The organism is Rhodococcus sp. NPDC019647 (genome assembly GCF_044389235.1).
In the GTDB taxonomy this organism is placed as follows: Bacteria; Actinomycetota; Actinomycetes; order Mycobacteriales; family Mycobacteriaceae; genus Rhodococcus_F; species Rhodococcus_F oxybenzonivorans.
The window spans coordinates 14,089-31,475 of record NZ_JBIRXS010000051.1 but is presented as its reverse complement, the minus strand read 5'-3'; the positions used below and the strand labels follow the sequence as shown (position 1 = coordinate 31,475).

Here is a 17,387-nt window from a genome sequence, read left to right as displayed (position 1 = left end):
TCCGACACGGTCAGGGTGGAGTCGTCCAACCCGAACGACTCCACGATGCGGACCGCCCGGGCGAGCGCCGACTCACCGGTGTGAACACGTGCCATAAGATCCCAGCCTTCCTGCTGGCGCCCGGCACCACAACACAGAGCACACCACGGACTCTGCTGTGAATCACACATGCCGCCCGACGCGCCGCCGCGGTCAAAGCAAACTGAATGATCACACTCCAACCTCCGTTCGTGTCCTGCCACATACACGTGGGGTGACCCGCGTGGTGGCCTGCCCGTCGGGTCCACGCGGCCAGTCTTAGCCTGCGCTGGGCTGTTCGAGCAGCGACAGCAGATCGGCAGGGAGTTGGTGGCCTTTTCCTTCGATGCCGTCGAAGAGGTCCGGCAGGAAGCTCAACGAGTGCCGTCACCTGATGGCGGGCGTATCAATGCTCAGTTCTGCTTCCCAACAGTATCCACCCATAGGGCGTCCCCCGATGAGAGCGATCTCTTTCGATGCCGCCCGCCGGACGGCCGACCTCGTTGCGACACGAAACCAGCGCGCCGATCGAACGGGGCGCTTGTCCGGGGCCATGAATGACATGGCCGCTGCCCGCAACCCGACTGTGGGGGAAAGCGGGCCGAACCTCCCACCGGACACCAACACGAACTCTGCGATCTTCCTCTCTCCTCTCCCGAGCCAACCGCGCCGCGTCAACTCGTTGCCGAGTAGCGATGCAGGCGAGATGCGCGGTCCGGACTGGCGGTAATCTCGTACACGTCAAAACTCGATCATCGAGTCTGAACGACTTCATGATCCACACCCCTCGGAACAGAACCGGTTTTCGAAGTCGCGCCATGCTGTGGGCCTCCACCTCTAGAGCAACAGCGCCCGGTATCTGCTGGTGACTCCCTATGAACTCCAACGGAGCCGGTACCCGTACTCCCGATCCCCGCAACTGTCCCGCCGTATGAATCTGTGCTCACGGCACAAGTACGGTGCCACGTTTAGCCTCCTGGCATATGGCCCAGATCACACTCCAGCCCTAACCTTGCTCCATGCCACTAACTACCCAATAGACGAACATGGGGCCGATTGCGGAACTTCACCTCCATTGCCCGGCGTTCCCGCCGTTGCCGACCGAGGATCGGGTGAGCGCCTTCGGGAAGAAGGCCGATCCACCCCCGGGATCGCCGCCTCGACGCCGACGGAACCGGCTGGGCTACAACTAAATCCGGACCAACATGCCCGAAAGCCAACCGCTGCCGACCTGCGGCGATCATCAATCCGGCCGTCCGCTCAGACATAGCGCAACGCGTAAGACGCCGAAGCGAGGCATGCGAGCTCCGGACACGAGCCTTCCGTGGGGAGCGCCCCTCCCACAGTCAACGTCCGCTCCAATTCGACACTCTCAAAGAAAGAACGATCGCTATGAGTTTCACCGAAGCCGAGTTTCCTGACGTGGACCTGGCCACCTTTCGGGACCGCCCCTACCTGGACAGGTTGAAAGTCCTGGCGCGCCATTGGGCCGAGTACGGTGTCGGAACACCCTGGAGTGTGCACACCCTCTATGTCATAAAGATCGCCACGTATGCGTTCATCGGCGTCGCGCTCGCCAGTTCCACAAGTGGTTTCGGTGGATTCTGGGATGTCGGCGCGTACTGGACCCAACCGATCTTCTACCAGAAGATGTTGTTGTGGACGATGTTGTATGAGCTCCTCGGCCTGGGGGGATCGTCCGGCCCACTGGCATTCCGGTTCTCACCGCCAATCGGTGGGGTCCTGCACTGGGTGCGGCCGAACACGGTCCGCATGCCACCGTGGCCATCCACGGTCCCCTTCACGAAGGGAAGCCGGCGCACGTGGTTCGACGTCGCAGCCTTCGTGGGGGTTGTCGCAGCCTTGGTCGCACTCCTGCTCTCTGATGGCGTCCCGAAGGAAGGTCAACCCACCGATAACATCGGCCTGCTGGACCCGAAACTGTTGGTGCCGCTGATCGTGCTGCTCGCGATCGTCGGATTGCGCGACAAGACACTCTTCCTGGCGGCGCGGTCGGAGCAGTACTGGGTAGCCGCTATCTTCTTCGCATTCCTTCCATTCGTGGGCATGATCGTCGGTCTGAAGCTGATCATGATGGCTGTCTGGTGGGGTGCAGCCTTCTCGAAGATCGGCCGCCACTTTTCGCCCGTGGTATCCGCGATGATGAGCAACGCACCGTGGTTCCGCTCACCGCGGATGAAGCACCGTCTCTATCGGAACTATCCGGACGACCTGCGTCCTTCCAAGCTTGCGTCCTTCATCGCGCATCAAGGGACCGTCATCGAGTTCGTCGTCCCGGCCGTACTTCTGTTCTCGACGAACAGGATTCTGACGATGTGCGCGCTGGCCATAATCGTCATCTTCCACTTGTTCATCACTTCGATGTTTCCGCTGGGTGTTCCTTTGGAATGGAACATCTTCTACACCTTCAGCGCTGTGTACCTGTTCGGGTTGTATCCGGCCGACACGTACGGCGTCGGCTCGATCTCCCCGCTCCTGCTGCTCGCATTTGTGGTCGGATTGTCGTTGTTCCCGATTCTCGGGAACTTGTTCCCGGGGAAGATCTCGTTCTTGTGGTCGATGCGTTACTACAGCGGTAACTGGGCTAGCAGCCAGTGGGCGTTCCGCAAAGGAAGTGAAGCCCGACTGAATGACAAGATCGTGAAGGCTGCACCTAACCAAGTCGACCAGCTCACCTCTCTGTATGGGCGCGAAGTGGCCGAACTACTTGTCGAGAAGGCGGTTGCGTGGCGATCACTGCACATGCACGGCCGGGCGCTGACAACCCTGATCGGAAATCATGTCAGCTCATATCAGGACTACGACATTCGGGAAGGCGAATTCGTCGCCGGCGCCGTCCTGGGGTGGCAGTTCGGGGACGGTCACCTGCACGGGAAGCAGCTTGTGGATGCGATACAGGAGCGGTGCGGTTTCCGGCCGGGTGAAGCGATCGTGGTCTACCTCGAATCACAACCGATTCACATTGCGCGCCAACAGTATCGGGCCTACGACCTGGCTGTGGGTGAAATCGAACGCGGTTATGTCGAAGTCGCTGACATGCTCACCGCGCAGCCGTGGCTCGACGGCGGACCCATCCCGGTTCATCCACAGCGGTCCCTGGCCGGACGCGGCGGCACATTCGGAAAAGGCGTTGTGGAGGCATGACCACCGCGGTAGTAGTGGGCGCCGGACCCAACGGTCTCGCCGCCGCCGTCACACTCGCCCAGCACGGCGTGAAGGTCACGGTAGTCGAAGCCGCCGAGACCATCGGGGGCGGTACGCGAAGCAGCGAGCACACTTTCCCAGGTGTGCTGCACGACGACTGCTCGGCCGTACATCCGATGGGTGCTGGCTCGCCGTATCTTCGGACTCTCGATCTCGATCAGCACGGGCTCGAGTGGAAGTGGCCGAAGGTTGACGCCGCGCACCCGCTCGATTCGGGCACTGCCGGGATAATGTTGCGGTCCCTCGAAGACACCGTTCGGCATCTCGGGGTCGACGGTCACCGATGGCGCCAACTATTCGGCCCGCTCGCCGACCGATTCGACGACCTGGCGCCGGATCTGTTTCGGCCGATTGCCCACGTGCCCCGGCATCCCGGCGCACTCGTGCAGCTGGGACTGCGCGCATTGCCACCGGCTGCCTGGTTGGCGCGGGTATTCGAATCCGAGGAGGCACGGGCACTCTTCGCCGGCATCGCCGCGCACGTCATTCACCCGCTCACCCGCCCGGCCACGTCGTCGGTCGGTGCGATGATGATCGCCGCCGCGCACACGCACGGGTGGCCGGTAGCGGCAGGCGGGTCTCAGTCGATCACGAATGCTCTCGCCTCGCTCCTCGGATCGCTCGGAGGAAAAATCGAGACCGGTCAACCGGTCCGCTCACTGAGGGACCTCCCATCATCGGACATCGTGATGCTCGATCTGGCGCCGCGCGGGGTCGTCGAAGTTACCGGCGACCTACTACCGGCCCGGGTACGCCGCGCATACAACCGATACCGGCACGGCCCCGGAGCCTTCAAGGTCGATCTGGCAGTGGAGGGCGGTGTCCCGTGGATCAACGAAGACTGCGGCCGGGCCGGCACTGTGCATCTCGGGGGCACTTTGGACGAAATCGTCGCTGCCGAACGTGACATCGCGAGGGGAATCATGCCGCCTCGCCCATTCGTCCTGATCGGCCAGCAGTATCTCGCCGATCCCGGGCGGTCGAGCGGTGACGTTCATCCGATCTGGGCGTATGCTCACGTTCCCCATGGATACAGCGGCGACGCGACGGAGGCCATCATCGGCCAGATCGAGCGGTTCGCGCCCGGGACGCGCGAACGAATCGTCGGCGCCTTCAGCAGATCGACAGCAGCGATGAGCGTGTACAACCCGAACTACATCGGCGGCGACATTATTACTGGCGAGAACAATCCCGTGCAATTGTTGTTGCGCCCGCGGATTGCCCTCGACCCCTATCGCACCGGAATCGACGGCGTCTATATATGTTCGGCCGCCACACCGCCAGGTGCCGGAGTGCACGGGATGTGTGGCCACAACGCAGCCCTCTCGGCGCTTAGGCACAGCGGCCACTCCGGAGGGAGGTGACGGTGATTTGTTCGAAGAATCGGACCGATCAGCTGAGGGCGACAATGCCATGATCCGAAAGATCGCCGAGCGAGTCATACCCCACCAGCGGGACTTCGTGGAAGGACTACTCGCCTCCATCATCAGGGACATGCCCGCGCTCGTGCCTAACCGCGAGTATCGCGACATGCTCGGCGCGAGCATTGTGGAGAACACGGAGATTCTCCTCGATGCGCTTCGCACGAACGTCGACCCGGCAACAATCACGCCTCCCCCGGGCGCAGTCGCCTACGCCCGCGGCCTCGCCCGCCGCGGATTGTCGCTGGCAGCGCTGCTCCGCGTGTACCGGGTGGGCCAGGCACAGTTCACCGGAATATGCCTCGATGCGGCCAACAGCATGGACGAGGCCGACGACCTGCGTGCCGTGAAAACAGTGATCGCCACCGTGGCGACCTATCTCGACCACGTCTGTGAACTCATCGCCCTCGACTACGAAGAAGAGCGCGAACGCTGGATTCACAGCCGAAGCGGCATGAAGCAGCACTGGGTCTCTCGTCTACTGGCCGGAACAGTGATCGCTACGGCCGAGGCACAGCGAGCGATCGGCTATCCCCTTTCGGGAACTCACCTCGCAATCGCCGCATGGGTTGCAGCAGAGCATGCTCAGGGGGGAGTAGCCAGTGACACAATCGACCGCTTCCATCACCTGTTGACGGCCGCAGCCGCGCGTGCGCACACTCTCCTAATCCATACCGATGAGACAGCCGTGACGATATGGGTGTCATTGCACGAACCTGAACGAGAGCTCATCACCAGGCTGAAGAGTCAGCTGGAAGCCAGTCCCCTTCCCGTTCAGGTGGCCACCGGGCTGCCCCGCAGCGGTATCGACGGATTCCGCGCCTCCTACGATCAGGCGGCCCGAGTGAAAGCACTCGCGATGTCGGCCAGGCCGTCTCCGCCTCAGATCGTCTCGTTTGCCGACGTCGCCCCGGTCGCGATGCTCAGCGGCGACACCACCGAGTTGCGACACTTCGTCAACACCACACTAGGCCAGTTGGCAGCTGATACTGAACGCGCCTACGAACTCCGCGAGACGCTACGCGTCTACCTAGCGTGCCACCGCAGCCCGGCGGCGGCGTCCGAGCGGATGATTTTGCACCGAAACACCGTCAGGTACAGAGTCCAACAAGCTTCCGAGGACCTCGGGCGCGCACTCGACGACGTCGACCCGTTCACTGTGTCGGCAGCCCTGGAGATCTGCCGGTGGTACGGCAGCACGGTGCTGCGCGCACCGCCCTGACAGCGAGTCCACTCAATCCGCTACCGCCCACGGTGGGCACTGACACTTCCGATGCCACCCGTCCGAACTGTGCCATCGTCCCGCCCCCCCGACGAACCTGGTCGGACCAACCTGGTCGCAAGAAGTGCGCCACACCTACCAAAGCCCGGCTCCTGTAACGGGCCGAGGCCTTCCCATCGCCGAAAGTGATCGACTCATGATGAACGCCTCCGCACAAGGAGACATCCTTTTCCCGGCGCCCTCCAAGGCCGAATGGAAGAACAGCCGGGTGGGCCGGTATCTCTCCAAGATCGAGGAGCGCACCGGCCAGCATTTCGCTACCTACGAAGAAGCGTGGAGTTGGTCGGCCTCGGACCTCCAGGCTTTCTGGGAATCGATCTGCGACGAGTTCGGTGTCATCGAGCACACTCCTCATACCGCTGTGATCGCGGACGCGACGATGCCGGGGGCACAGTGGTTTCCAGGAGCGACGCTCAACTATGCAGAACACATCGTGCGAGAACTGAGTACGCGTCCGGACAAAGTGATGGTCCGCTCGCGCAGCCAAACCACAGGAAGTATCGATTGGACCGGGGCGCGGCTACTCGCGGAAATCGGTCGCTTCCAAGCAGGTTTGATCCGTTCAGGCATTGGGCGCGGTGATCGTGTCGCCGGATACATGCCGAACATTCCCGAGACCGTAGCCGCGTACCTCGCCACCACCGCGGTGGGGGCGGTGTGGTGCTCCGTTCCGCCCGAGATGGGTGCGACCGCCGTGATACAGCGCATCGGACAGCTCGATCCCGCGCTGGTCGTCGCTGTCGACGGGTATCGGTGGGGCGACAGGGACATCAGCCGAGAGGCCGATCTCACCGAGATCAGAGCCGCATTGCCCGCTTCCACGATGGTTCTGTTGCCCTACCTCGACGAGGATGTGCCCATCCCTGGCGGCTTCATTTCCTACTCGGAGTTCACCGCCGAGACCGGCTCGGTCGTCACGCCGCCGGTTCCTTTCGAGCATCCGCTGGTGGTTCTGTTCTCTTCGGGTACGACCGGACGCCCCAAGGCGATCGTGCATTGCCACGGCGGATTCCTGATCGAACACTTTAAAGTGCTCGGCTTACACCAGGACTTCGGCCCGGACGATGTCGCGTTCTACTACACCACGACCGGCTGGGTCGTGTGGAACCTGATGGTTTCCTCACTACTCCTCGGAACGTCGGTTGTACTCGTCGACGGTGATCCGGCGTGGCCCACTCTCGACGGACCCTGGTCGCAGTGGGCAATTGCCGAGGAAACAGAGACCACGTTCCTCGGAACCAGCGCAGCCTACTTGGCGCACTGGGCGCATTCGGGAATACGCCCCGCAGACCGCTGGGACCTCCGCATGCTGCGCGAGGTCATGTCATCAGGATCGCCACTAGCTGCCGACGTGTCCGGTTGGGTCTACACCGCGGTAAATGACAGTCTGCTGTTGATATCGACCTCCGGGGGCACCGATGTGGGAACCGCGTTCGTCGGCGGGTGCCCCCTGGTGGCGGTATATGCGGGAGAAATGTCGTGCCGGCCACTCGGAGTGGACGTCGACGCCCTCGACCCGGACGGCAAGCCGGTCCAAGGCATAGCCGGCGAGCTCGTCGTACGCCAGCCGATGCCGTCGATGCCGGTATTCTTCTGGGGCGACAAGAGCTTCGCGCGATATCGCGCCAGCTACTTCGACATGTATCCGGGCCAGTGGCGGCACGGAGACTGGCTGATCCACACCGAACGCAATACCTGGGTGATCACCGGCCGATCGGATGCCACCCTCAACCGAGGTGGCGTCCGACTCGGCACCGCCGAGTTCTATGCCGTACTCGACTCTTTGCCCGATGTCACGGACAGTATGGTTCTGCACTTCGAAGACGAGTCCGGGATGGGCAAACTGGTGCTCGCCCTCGAACTGGCTACCAACAGCGACGTGAACCCAGAACAGATCAGATCCGAAGTCCGGAGCACCATCCGATCGCTGCTCTCACCACGGCACTCCCCCGATCATGTAGTCGTTGTCCCCAGCATCCCGCGCAACAAGACCGGCAAGAGACTCGAAATACCACTGAAGCGGATCGTCAAAGGTGAGAGCATCTCCGACGTTCTCGATCTCGGCGTCGTGGTCAATCCGGACGATGTATCCGCAACCGCCGCCCTCATCGCACACGCTCTGTACACAGTCCCCGTCCGCCTTTAACAAGAGCTGTCATCACCCCTAGAGCAATGGAAGGGCGTCATGATTTACCACTCACGTCTTTCGGAGACTCCGATTCCGAGGGCAACACTGCCCGGCGTCGCGGTCATCGCCGCAGCGGTCACCGAGACACGTCGAATATCGGTACAGATCCGCATTTCTAGCTCGGCGGCGCTAATGCGACGTTCAGCGAGAACCTCTCTGCGGGAAGCCTTGCGCACGCCGGAAACTTCTTCTGTACTAGCTTCTTCGAGCGGAACCGCGGGCTTCAGGAAGGGCGTCCTGCTCGGACACCGCAACATCGTTGCGAACAAGCTGGTCGCCGGTGCGGCCGAGGCGTTCGGTCGCCTCGACGTCATGGTCACCAACGCGGGCATCGGCCGCGACAAGGTGCTGTGGAAGATGACCGACGACGACTTCGACGCCGCCGTGGGCGTGCATCTGCGCGGCACGTTCACGTGCGTCCGCGAAGCCGTCCTGAAGTTCCGCGAGCAGGGCGACGGTGGTCGCATCATCTGCATCGGCTCCCCCGCCGGCCAGCGCGGCAACTTCGGGCAGACCAATTACTCGGGCGCCAAGTCCCACGACGGTGGCTGGTCGGGCGACGACATCGCGGCCCAGTGGGCCGGCGCGTTCGGTGACGCCGTGCAGTCCGTCGGCGAAGAATTCCCCGAGGAGCTGATGGCGAAATGAGCCGCTACGAGTACGGCATCGACTTCGACACGATCGACGCCCTCGACTTCCACGCCCATGTTCAGCTCGACGGCTGCGGGCATCATGCGATGGACGATGTGCTCCTCACCGCGACCGAGACGTACTTCAAGTCTGCTGAGGACCAGAACCCCACGATCGATGATGTGGCTGAGCACTACCGCTCCCGCAACATGGCCGCAGTCGTGTTCACCGTCGACGCGGAATCTGGGACCGGACACACACCGAACTCGGTGGAAGAGATCGCCGAGGGCGCCGCCCGCCACAACGACGTCCTGATCCCGTTCGGCTCCGTCGACCCCTGGCAGGGCAAGGCCGCCGTGCGGCGCGTGCACCGACTCGTCGACGACTACGGTGTCAAGGGATTCAAATTCCACCCCAGCATGCAGGGCTTCGAACCCAACGACCGGCAGTTCTACCCGCTCTATGAGGCCATCACCGAGGCCGGGGTCCCCACCCTGTTCCACACCGGACAGACCGGGATCGGCGCCGGCCTACCCGGCGGGCACGGCATCAAACTGCGCTACTCCGACCCGATGCTCCTCGACGACGTCGCCGCCGACTTCCCCGACCTCACCATGATCATGGCCCACCCGGCCGTGCCGTGGGTGGACGCGCAGATCTCCATCGCCACCCACAAGGCCAACGTCTACATCGACCTGTCCGGGTGGTCACCGAAATACTTCCCGCCGCAGCTGGTCAAGGCCGCCAACTCGATGCTGCGGAACAAGGTGCTCTTCGGCTCCGACTTCCCCGTCATCCAGGTCGACCGCTGGATGAAGGACTTCGCGAACCTCGACATCAAACCCGAGGTCACGCCCCTGATCTTCAAGCAGAACGCGCTGCGCGTTCTCGGCATCAAGCACTGACCAACATGCCATTCAGTAGTCACTATCGGAATGCAGCCGAGCGAGTGTGCAACGATCGGTGCAGGAGCGAGGATCAGCGACCGTGTCGACATCCACCCCGTTGACCGACGCATAGAGATCTCGTAGACGACCCGGAACCGACCACGACAAGGGACGTGCCCGCCTCCGCAGGATCTCGGTGCCCGCCACCCGGTTCACGGATTCGACGGTGAATCGGCGTGGAGGTCGGCCTGCGCCAGGCTGGCTGAGAGGTGGTCGAGAAGGGCGACTGCACGACGGCTGAGTGTCGTGTGTTGCGGCCAAACAGCGACGACTGAGGTGGCACCGGCTTGCGGGCGCAACGGCAACATGACGACCTCCCGGCCCTCGAGGGTGGTCGTGGCGTAGTTCGGCCGCCACATCAGCAGGCTGTAGCCGAGCCCGCGTCCGACGAGGACCCGCACCAACTCAAGGTTCGGCACGCTCACCAGCAGGTTCGGTTCGAGGCCGCGTTCGGTGAAGATCTTTCTGGTGTTGGCCGCACTCGGAGCGGTGTCGAGCATGATGAAGGGATCGCTGATCAGGTCGGCGAGATCGAGGGATCGCTGGTTGGCCCGGGGATGGTCGGCCGGTAGTACCGCGAGGACCTCGGTGTCGTAGACGGTCTTTCGGGCGAGGCCGTCCGGCAAGAACATGTCGTAGACGATCGCGACGTCGAGTCGGCCGGAGAACAGGGCCGGCAGTAACTCGTCATCGGTGCCGATGCTGACACCGATTTCCACCCGCGGGTGCGCGCGGGCGAACCCGTCGAGCACGGGTGGGAGCACGGTGCTCGAGAAACCGGTGTAGCAGCCGAGTTTCACCGGCCCGGTCAGCTCTCCACGCTCGGCGGCGAGCGCGGAGATCAACTCGTCGGCGTCCGCGAGCAAGGCGCGGGCACGGTCGGCGAAGAACTGCCCCGCTGGCGTCAACTGCAGACCCCGCGCCTTACGCCGCACGCACAACTGTTCCCCGACCACTTTTTCCAGCTCGGTAACAGCGTGGGAGAGCGCCGATTCGGAGATGTGCAGGTCGGCTGCGGCGGCGCTGAGTGTCGAATAGTTGGGCAGGGCGGCGAACAGTTCCAGTTGTCGCAGCGTGAAACCAGGCACGATTCTTCGATCCAATCGGGAAAGTTTAGCAATTTTACGCAGTTTACTAACAGTTGTGGGTGATGTGGAATGGCACCAGTGACCCACTGTGATGCCGATAACACCTCTATCTGGGAGTCGAACTCATGACTAGCATGCCCGCGCCCTCCCCTGCCGCGGGTGCGGCGATCTGCCCGTACGCCGCACCCGCTGCGTCCCTGGAGGCGCACCCGAACATATCGACCACCCGTGATTCCGGCTCGCCGGCCGCGTCGGGGTCCGCGAGACCGGCGCCGACCGCCGACTGGGTGACCGCAGAGGCCCTGGCCGCCGACCCGTACGCGGTGTACGCGCGGCTACGCCGTGAATCCCCCGTCGCGTGGGTACCGGCGGTGCACAAGTACCTGGTCACCGGCTACGCCGAGTGCCACGCCATCGAGCTGGATCAGCAGACGTTCAGCGTGCAGGTCAGCGGGAGCGGAGCAACGATGACCCGGGCCCTCGGGGAGAACCCGATGCTGCGCAAGGACGATCCCGAGCATGCGATCGAACGTCAGGCCGTCAATCCCACTCTGCGACCGAAATCGATCAAGCAGGCGTGGGCGCCGGTGTTCGAGCGCAATGCCCGCACCTATCTCGAGGCGGTGGCCGAGGCCGGACCCGAAGCGGCAGAGCTGAACCGGGACTACGCCGCCCCGGTGGCCTCACAAAATCTCATCGACCTGCTCGGGTTGCCCGGAGTCGAGCCCGAACAGATGCGCCGCTGGTCGCATGCGTTCATCGCCGGGACCGGCAACCTGCTCGACGACCCGACCATCTGGGCGGCAGCCGAGACCGCCCGCACCGAGGTCGATGCGCTGCTCGACGAGCTGATCCCCTTCTACGAGGCGAATCCGAATGAGTCGATGACCTCCGCGCTGGTGTCCAGCGGTTTGCCCCGAAAGGCGGTGGCCGCGAACGTGAAGCTGACCATCACCGGCGGCATGAACGAGCCTCAGCACATGGTGACCAACATGGTCTGGGCCCTCGATCGGCACCGTGACCAGCACCAGCGGATACTCGCCGACCCGACGCTGTGGCCGGCGGTGTTCGACGAGGCCGCCCGGTGGCTGTCCCCGATCGGGATGTACCCCCGCGAGACCACCCGCCCGGTCACCCTCGGTGGGATCGGTCTGCCCGCCGGAGCTCCGGTCGGGGTCGTCGTCGGCTCGGCCAACCGCGACGAAACCCACTTCGAGGGCGATCCCGCTTCCTTCGATGTCTTCCGCCCCAAGCAACCGCATCTCGCGTTCGGCAGCGGTGTGCACCTGTGCGCCGGCCACTGGGCCGCCAAGATCTCGATCGGTCAGATCGCCGTGCCGCTGCTCTACGAGCGGTTCCCCACCCTCCGAGTCGACGACAACCGCGAGAGCACCTGCGACGGATGGGTTTTCCGCGGACTGACCACCCTGCCCGTCACCTGGAACCTCTGAAAGGCACGCTGTCATGGCAAAGATCACCTTCCACCACCCCGTCGGGAACACCGACGTTCTCGACGTCGATCCCGGAACATCAGTGATGCGCGCCGCCGTCACCCACGGCGTGGCCGGCATCGTCGGCGAATGCGGCGGCCAGGCGATGTGCGCAACCTGCCACGTCTACGTGCGCGAGGCGTACCTCGACCAGCTCCCACCGATCGGTGAGGACGAGGACGAGATGCTCGACTGTACCGCCGCACCCCGCGATGCCACCCGGTCCCGATTGGGCTGCCAGATCCAGACGACCGACCTCCTCGACCTCGAGGTCGAACTCCCCGAGAGTCAGGTCTAAGTCGTGGAGCACATCGTCATCGCCGGCGCCGGACACGCCGGTGTGCAGCTGGCGGACTCACTGCGCGCCGAGGGCTGCACCGCCCCCGTGACCCTGATCAGCGCCGAGCCGGGACTGCCCTACCAACGGCCACCGCTGTCGAAGGACTTCCTCGTCGCGGGCAGCGCTCCGCAACCCCTTCCCCTGAAGGCCGGTCGCTTCTTCACCGACACCGCAACCACATTGATCGAGGACAACCGGATCACCGGCCTCGACCGAGCCGCCCGCACGATCACCCTGGCCGACGGGCAAACCTTCGAGTATTCGCACCTGGTGTTCGCCACCGGCGCCCGCAACCGCACCCTCACCGTGCCGGGAGCCGAACTCGGCGGCGTCCACTATCTACGGACGATCACCGACGCGGCGGCTCTGCACGCGGCCCTCGACACGGCCCAGTCGGTCGTCGTGGTCGGTGCCGGGTTCATCGGACTCGAATTCGCCGCCGCGGCCCGCGCCCGCGGACTCGCCGTCACCGTCCTCGAATACGGCCGACGTCCGATGGCCCGCGCCGTCTCCGAGGAGACCGCACGGTACTTCACCGATACCCACACCGCCGCCGGCATCCGCCTGGTCTTCGGGCAAACCGTCACCGCACTCGAACCCGACGGTGCACGGGTGGCCGCCGCCCTCGGCGGCGACGGCACCCGATATCCCGCCGACCTCGTCGTCATCGGTATCGGCGTGCACCCCAACACCGAACTCGCCGCGGCAGCCGGTTTACCCACCACCCACGGCATCGAGGTCGACACCTATCTGAGGACCCCGGACGACCATGTATGGGCGATCGGTGACTGCGCCCACTTTCCCTGCCGCCACGCCGGGACATCGACCCGGCGCGAATCGGTGCAGAACGCGGTCGATCAAGCCCGAGCACTGGCCCGCACCCTGACCGCCACACCCACCGAATACGCTGAGCTGCCCTGGTTCTGGAGCCACCAGGGCACCGAGAAACTGCAGATCGCCGGAGTGGCCACCCGTCCCGACCGCACCGTGCTGCACGGCGACCCCGCGTCCGGAAAGTTCTCCGTCTTCCGCTTCCAGGACAGCGCGCTGGCCTGCGTCGAATCGGTCAACCAGCCGCGTGTCCACATGACCGCTCGCAAGGTCCTGGCCACGAACGCGCGGCCCACCCCCGAGCAGGTCCTCTCTCCCGGCTTCGACCTGAAGAACTTCCTCACACGACCTGCCGTCGTCTGAACACAGTCCCGGCCCCACCCACCACGACCTTCCCTCCTTCGCTCCCCGCGTTTCTCCTCCCCCTTCCCCGTCTGGAGTGTCATGACCGCGTCCACACCCGCCCCTGGGGTGTCCTCACCCGACATCAACACCGAACGCCGCGTCCTGGCCGGCACCCTCGTCGGCACCGCCATCGAGTGGTACGACTACTTCATCTACGCCAGCGTCGCCGCACTGGTCTTCGGCAAGATCTACTTCGAGCCCCTCGGGACCGCCAACGCCGGACTCGCGCAACTGCTCGCGCTGGCCTCCATCGGCATCAGCTTCCTGTTCCGCCCCCTCGGCGCGGTCATCGCCGGACACCTCGGTGACCGGGTCGGCCGCAAACGGATGCTGGTGCTGACCCTGCTGCTGATGGGCGGGGCCACCGCACTGATCGGCCTGCTGCCCACCTACTCCCAGATCGGCGTGTGGGCGCCGATCCTGCTCATCACCCTGCGCATCGTCCAGGGATTCTCCGCCGGCGGCGAATGGGGCGGCGCCGCGCTCATGGCCGTCGAACACGCACCGCGAGACCGGCGCGGCCTGTTCGGCGCCTACCCCCAACTCGGGGTGCCGATCGGAATGCTCGCCGCATCATTGATGCTGACCGCGCTCACCGCCACCCTCTCACCCGCCCAGTTCACCAGCTGGGGCTGGCGCATCCCGTTCCTGATCTCCGTTGCCCTGATCGGCGTCGGTTACCTCATCCGCCGCACCGTTGACGAAAGCCCCGTCTTCGAAGAACTCCGCCAGCGACGCAGCCAGTCGTCGGCCCCGCTGAAAGACCTCTTCACCCGCCACACCAAGCCCGTCGTGCAGTGCGCACTGATCTTCATCGGCAGCAGCGCCGCCGGCTACCTGCTGATCGCCTTCCTCACCTCGTATGCAACGCGGACGGTCGGCCTCGACCGCACCCAGGTCCTGGCGATGACCTCGATCGCCGCCGCCGTCTGGATCGCCACCACCCTGCTCGGTGGGGCACTGTCCGACCGCATCGGCCGGCGCCGCGCCTTCCAGATCGGCTACCTCGCCCTGATCGTCTGGATCGTGCCGATGTTCCTGCTCATCGACACCGCCAACATCTGGCTCTACGGCCTCGCCGTCGTGCTACTGACCGTCGGTATCGGCATCTCCTACGGACCGATGTCCGCCATGTATGCGGAGATGTTCCCCGCCGAAGTCCGCTACTCCGGAGTCTCCATCGGATACGCCCTCGGCGCCGTCCTCGGCGGCGCGTTCGCCGCCCTGATCGCGCAGGCGCTGATCGACGCCACCGGCTGGTCCCCCTCCGTGGGCCTCTACATCATCGCCCTGAGCCTGGTGTCGATAATTGCAGTCACCACCGCCACCGAGGTCGGGGGCACCGACCTCCGAACCCGGACACCCGAGGAAGGCAGTGACCTCGACGAATCGGTGCCGGTCAACTGAGCGGGCTCGTGCAATGACCGACGTGCGTATCTCGCTGCGGCAACTCGAGTACTTTGTCGCCGCCGCCGAGACTGGGACCATCGCAGCCGCGGCTGAGCATCACCATATCTCTGCGACCGCGGTCTCCTCTGCAGTCTCCCAACTCGAGAAGACGCTCGACCTGCAACTCGTCATCAGGCGAAAGGCCAAGGGCCTGACCCTGACACAGGGCGGAGAAACGCTGCTCGCGCACGCCCGAGAACTGCTCGAACATGCCGGTGTGGTCGAAGCCGACGTCCGAAGCCTGGGAACCACGCTGAGTGGGTCGTTGACCGTCGGCTGCTTTTCGACCCTCGCTCCACTCCTGCTCCCGACCCTGGTCGACGAACTGCCCTGCCATCACCCCGACCTGGTGCTCGAGGTCGTCGAGGACTCCGTGACCGGCCTGCACCAGCGCCTCACCGACGGCAGTTGCGAGGTCGCGATGATGTATGACATCGGGATCGAACCCGGCTTCGACGTCACACCGCTGTACACCACCGCCGCGCATATTGTGCTGCCGGCGACACACCCGCTCGCCGAACACGGACGCATCGCCCTGGGCGACCTGGCGGCCGAGCCGATGGCGTTGCTCGATCTTCCCCCGATTGGCGACCATTTCCTCCGCCAGTTGGAGCGGCGTGGGACAACCCCCCACGTGCAGTACCGATGTCGCAGCGCCGAAGCGATCCGGGCGTTGGTGGCCCGCGGACGCGCATGGTCGATCCTGCTACAACGCCCACAAGTGCTGCACAGTTACGAGGGCCTGCCCTTGGCGCAGCTGGACATCACCGACACCCTCGATCCGGTGTCCGTCGCACTGGTCACCACTACCGGGCAACGAGCCACCCGAAAAGCACGCGCTTTCATGGATTTCTGTCGCCGCACAGGCTCCGCCGCGTCGGGAGACCCCCGCAGCGGGGCCGGCCAACTCCGCGCCCCGTTCACAGCACGAACCCAACGAGAAGGGATACCCGTATGAAGGCAGCCGTATGGCACGGTGTGCGTGACATCCGAGTCCAGGAGGTGCCAGTCCGGCCCTCCCTCGGACGCCAGGTCAAGGTGCAGGTGGCCTGGACAGGAATCTGCGGAAGCGATCTGCATGCCTTTCACCACGACATGAGCAAGACTCCGTTGGGCGTCTCCCTCGATGAACCACACAAGCTTTCGGGCAGGTGCGCTCCACTGACCATGGGACACGAGATCTCCGGCACCGTAGTCGAAGTCGGGCCGGACGCCCGGGGAGTCACCGTCGGAGGCAAGATCGCCGTCGAGCCCATCCTCAAGGACTTCGATTCCGGCCACGTCCGGCGCGGTCACTACAACCTGGGGAATTTTCGGGCCGGGGAGGCCGGGCTCCTCGGCTTCAACGACGACGGCGGATTCGCCGAGTTCGTGATCATCGAGGACTACATGGCGCACCGCATTCCCGAAACGCTGTCGCTGGAAGAAGCCGCGATGGTCGAGCCCATGGCCGTCGTGCTCCGGGCGATCACCGAAAGCTCCTTCACCGTCGGCGACCGTGTCGCGGTCATGGGCGCCGGACCAATCGGTCTCATGACCGCCACCGCACTGAAAGCCGCCGGTGCCCGCGAGATCTTTCTCGTCGACATCGAACCCGAGAGGCTGCGCATCGGCGCGGCCCTGGGCGCGACCACCATCGACGCGCGCCACATGTCCGCCGAGCACCTGATCGCCGACCGCACCGGCGGACGCGGTGTCGACGTCGTGTTCGAGGCCGCCGGCGTGCAAGCGACACTCGATACCGCACTCCGGATTGCGGCGAAGGAGGGTGAGCTCGTTGTTCTCTCGGTATTCGCCACACCGCCCACCGTCGACCTCGGTCTCGTCATGATCAACGAGATCCGGATCGTCTCCACCTTCATCTACCGTCACAATTTCCCGCAGGTCATCGACCTGATGGCCACCAAGGCCATCGACGTACGCCCGTTGATCACCAAGAAGATTGCCCTCACCGACATCGTGTCGCAAGGGTTCGACGCGCTGACTTTGGACAAGACGCAGGCGAAGGTCCTCGTCCAACCGATTGGCACACATAGCTGATCGAGGCATGACCGGATCGCCGCGATGGAGGCA

Annotated in this window: 13 protein-coding genes; 12 read left to right on the top strand and 1 reads right to left on the bottom strand. The window is 64.5% G+C overall.

Features of this window, described 5'->3' with window-relative positions; translation table 11 throughout:
* The first annotated feature begins 1,410 nt into the window (after positions 1-1,410).
* The 6 genes from ACH49N_RS37810 to couO all read left to right on the top strand — a co-directional run bounded on the left by ACH49N_RS37810 (position 1,411) and on the right by couO (position 9,669).
* Positions 1,411-3,183, top strand: coding sequence for a DUF3556 domain-containing protein (locus tag ACH49N_RS37810; protein WP_358278358.1), 1,773 nt, complete (start codon positions 1,411-1,413; stop codon positions 3,181-3,183).
* Complete coding sequence (locus ACH49N_RS37805; RefSeq protein WP_358278356.1) at positions 3,180-4,607, top strand: NAD(P)/FAD-dependent oxidoreductase; 1,428 nt, start codon at positions 3,180-3,182, stop codon at positions 4,605-4,607. Before ACH49N_RS37810 ends, ACH49N_RS37805 begins: the two co-directional genes overlap by 4 nt.
* A 49-nt stretch (positions 4,608-4,656) precedes the next feature.
* Positions 4,657-5,886: a helix-turn-helix domain-containing protein gene (locus tag ACH49N_RS37800; RefSeq protein ID WP_358278355.1), complete on the top strand. Its 1,230-nt coding sequence runs from the start codon at positions 4,657-4,659 to the stop codon at positions 5,884-5,886.
* A 196-nt stretch (positions 5,887-6,082) separates the two neighbouring features.
* Positions 6,083-8,092 carry an acetoacetate--CoA ligase gene (locus ACH49N_RS37795; RefSeq protein ID WP_358278353.1) on the top strand — a complete coding sequence of 670 codons (2,010 nt, stop codon included), beginning with the start codon at positions 6,083-6,085 and terminating at the stop codon, positions 8,090-8,092.
* Between the two features lie 39 nt (positions 8,093-8,131).
* Positions 8,132-8,782 (top strand): SDR family NAD(P)-dependent oxidoreductase, encoded by a 651-nt coding sequence (locus ACH49N_RS37790; RefSeq protein WP_358278351.1) that lies wholly within the window; start codon positions 8,132-8,134, stop codon positions 8,780-8,782.
* Positions 8,779-9,669, top strand: a complete 891-nt coding sequence (couO, locus tag ACH49N_RS37785) for a 4-hydroxyphenyl-beta-ketoacyl-CoA hydrolase (protein WP_358278349.1) — start codon at positions 8,779-8,781, stop codon at positions 9,667-9,669. The genes ACH49N_RS37790 and couO overlap by 4 nt, the downstream gene beginning before the upstream one ends.
* Before the next feature lie 194 nt (positions 9,670-9,863).
* Here the strand turns inward: couO and ACH49N_RS37780 are convergent, their stop codons facing one another.
* The gene (locus ACH49N_RS37780) at positions 9,864-10,799 is read right to left on the bottom strand and encodes a LysR family transcriptional regulator (RefSeq protein WP_358278347.1); all 936 of its coding nucleotides are present in this window, start codon (positions 10,797-10,799) and stop codon (positions 9,864-9,866) included.
* Positions 10,800-10,924: 125 nt separating this feature from the next.
* Between ACH49N_RS37780 and ACH49N_RS37775 the strand changes: the two genes are divergently transcribed.
* From ACH49N_RS37775 to ACH49N_RS37750, 6 genes are all read left to right on the top strand, one after another.
* Positions 10,925-12,250 (top strand): cytochrome P450, encoded by a 1,326-nt coding sequence (locus ACH49N_RS37775; RefSeq protein WP_358278345.1) that lies wholly within the window; start codon positions 10,925-10,927, stop codon positions 12,248-12,250.
* A gap of 13 nt (positions 12,251-12,263) precedes the next feature.
* The gene (locus tag ACH49N_RS37770) at positions 12,264-12,587 is read left to right on the top strand and encodes a 2Fe-2S iron-sulfur cluster-binding protein (RefSeq protein ID WP_358278344.1); all 324 of its coding nucleotides are present in this window, start codon (positions 12,264-12,266) and stop codon (positions 12,585-12,587) included.
* Positions 12,588-12,590: 3 nt separating this feature from the next.
* Entirely contained in the window at positions 12,591-13,823 is a 1,233-nt protein-coding gene (locus ACH49N_RS37765) for an FAD-dependent oxidoreductase (RefSeq protein ID WP_358278342.1), read from the top strand.
* Between the two features lie 81 nt (positions 13,824-13,904).
* A complete protein-coding gene (locus ACH49N_RS37760) occupies positions 13,905-15,272 on the top strand; it encodes an MFS transporter (RefSeq protein ID WP_358278340.1) in 1,368 nt (455 codons plus the stop codon).
* Between the two features lie 13 nt (positions 15,273-15,285).
* Complete coding sequence (locus ACH49N_RS37755; RefSeq protein ID WP_358278338.1) at positions 15,286-16,272, top strand: LysR family transcriptional regulator; 987 nt, start codon at positions 15,286-15,288, stop codon at positions 16,270-16,272.
* Positions 16,269-17,354, top strand: a complete 1,086-nt coding sequence (locus tag ACH49N_RS37750) for a zinc-binding dehydrogenase (protein WP_358278336.1) — start codon at positions 16,269-16,271, stop codon at positions 17,352-17,354. The genes ACH49N_RS37755 and ACH49N_RS37750 overlap by 4 nt, the downstream gene beginning before the upstream one ends.
* The last annotated feature ends 33 nt before the right edge of the window (positions 17,355-17,387 follow it).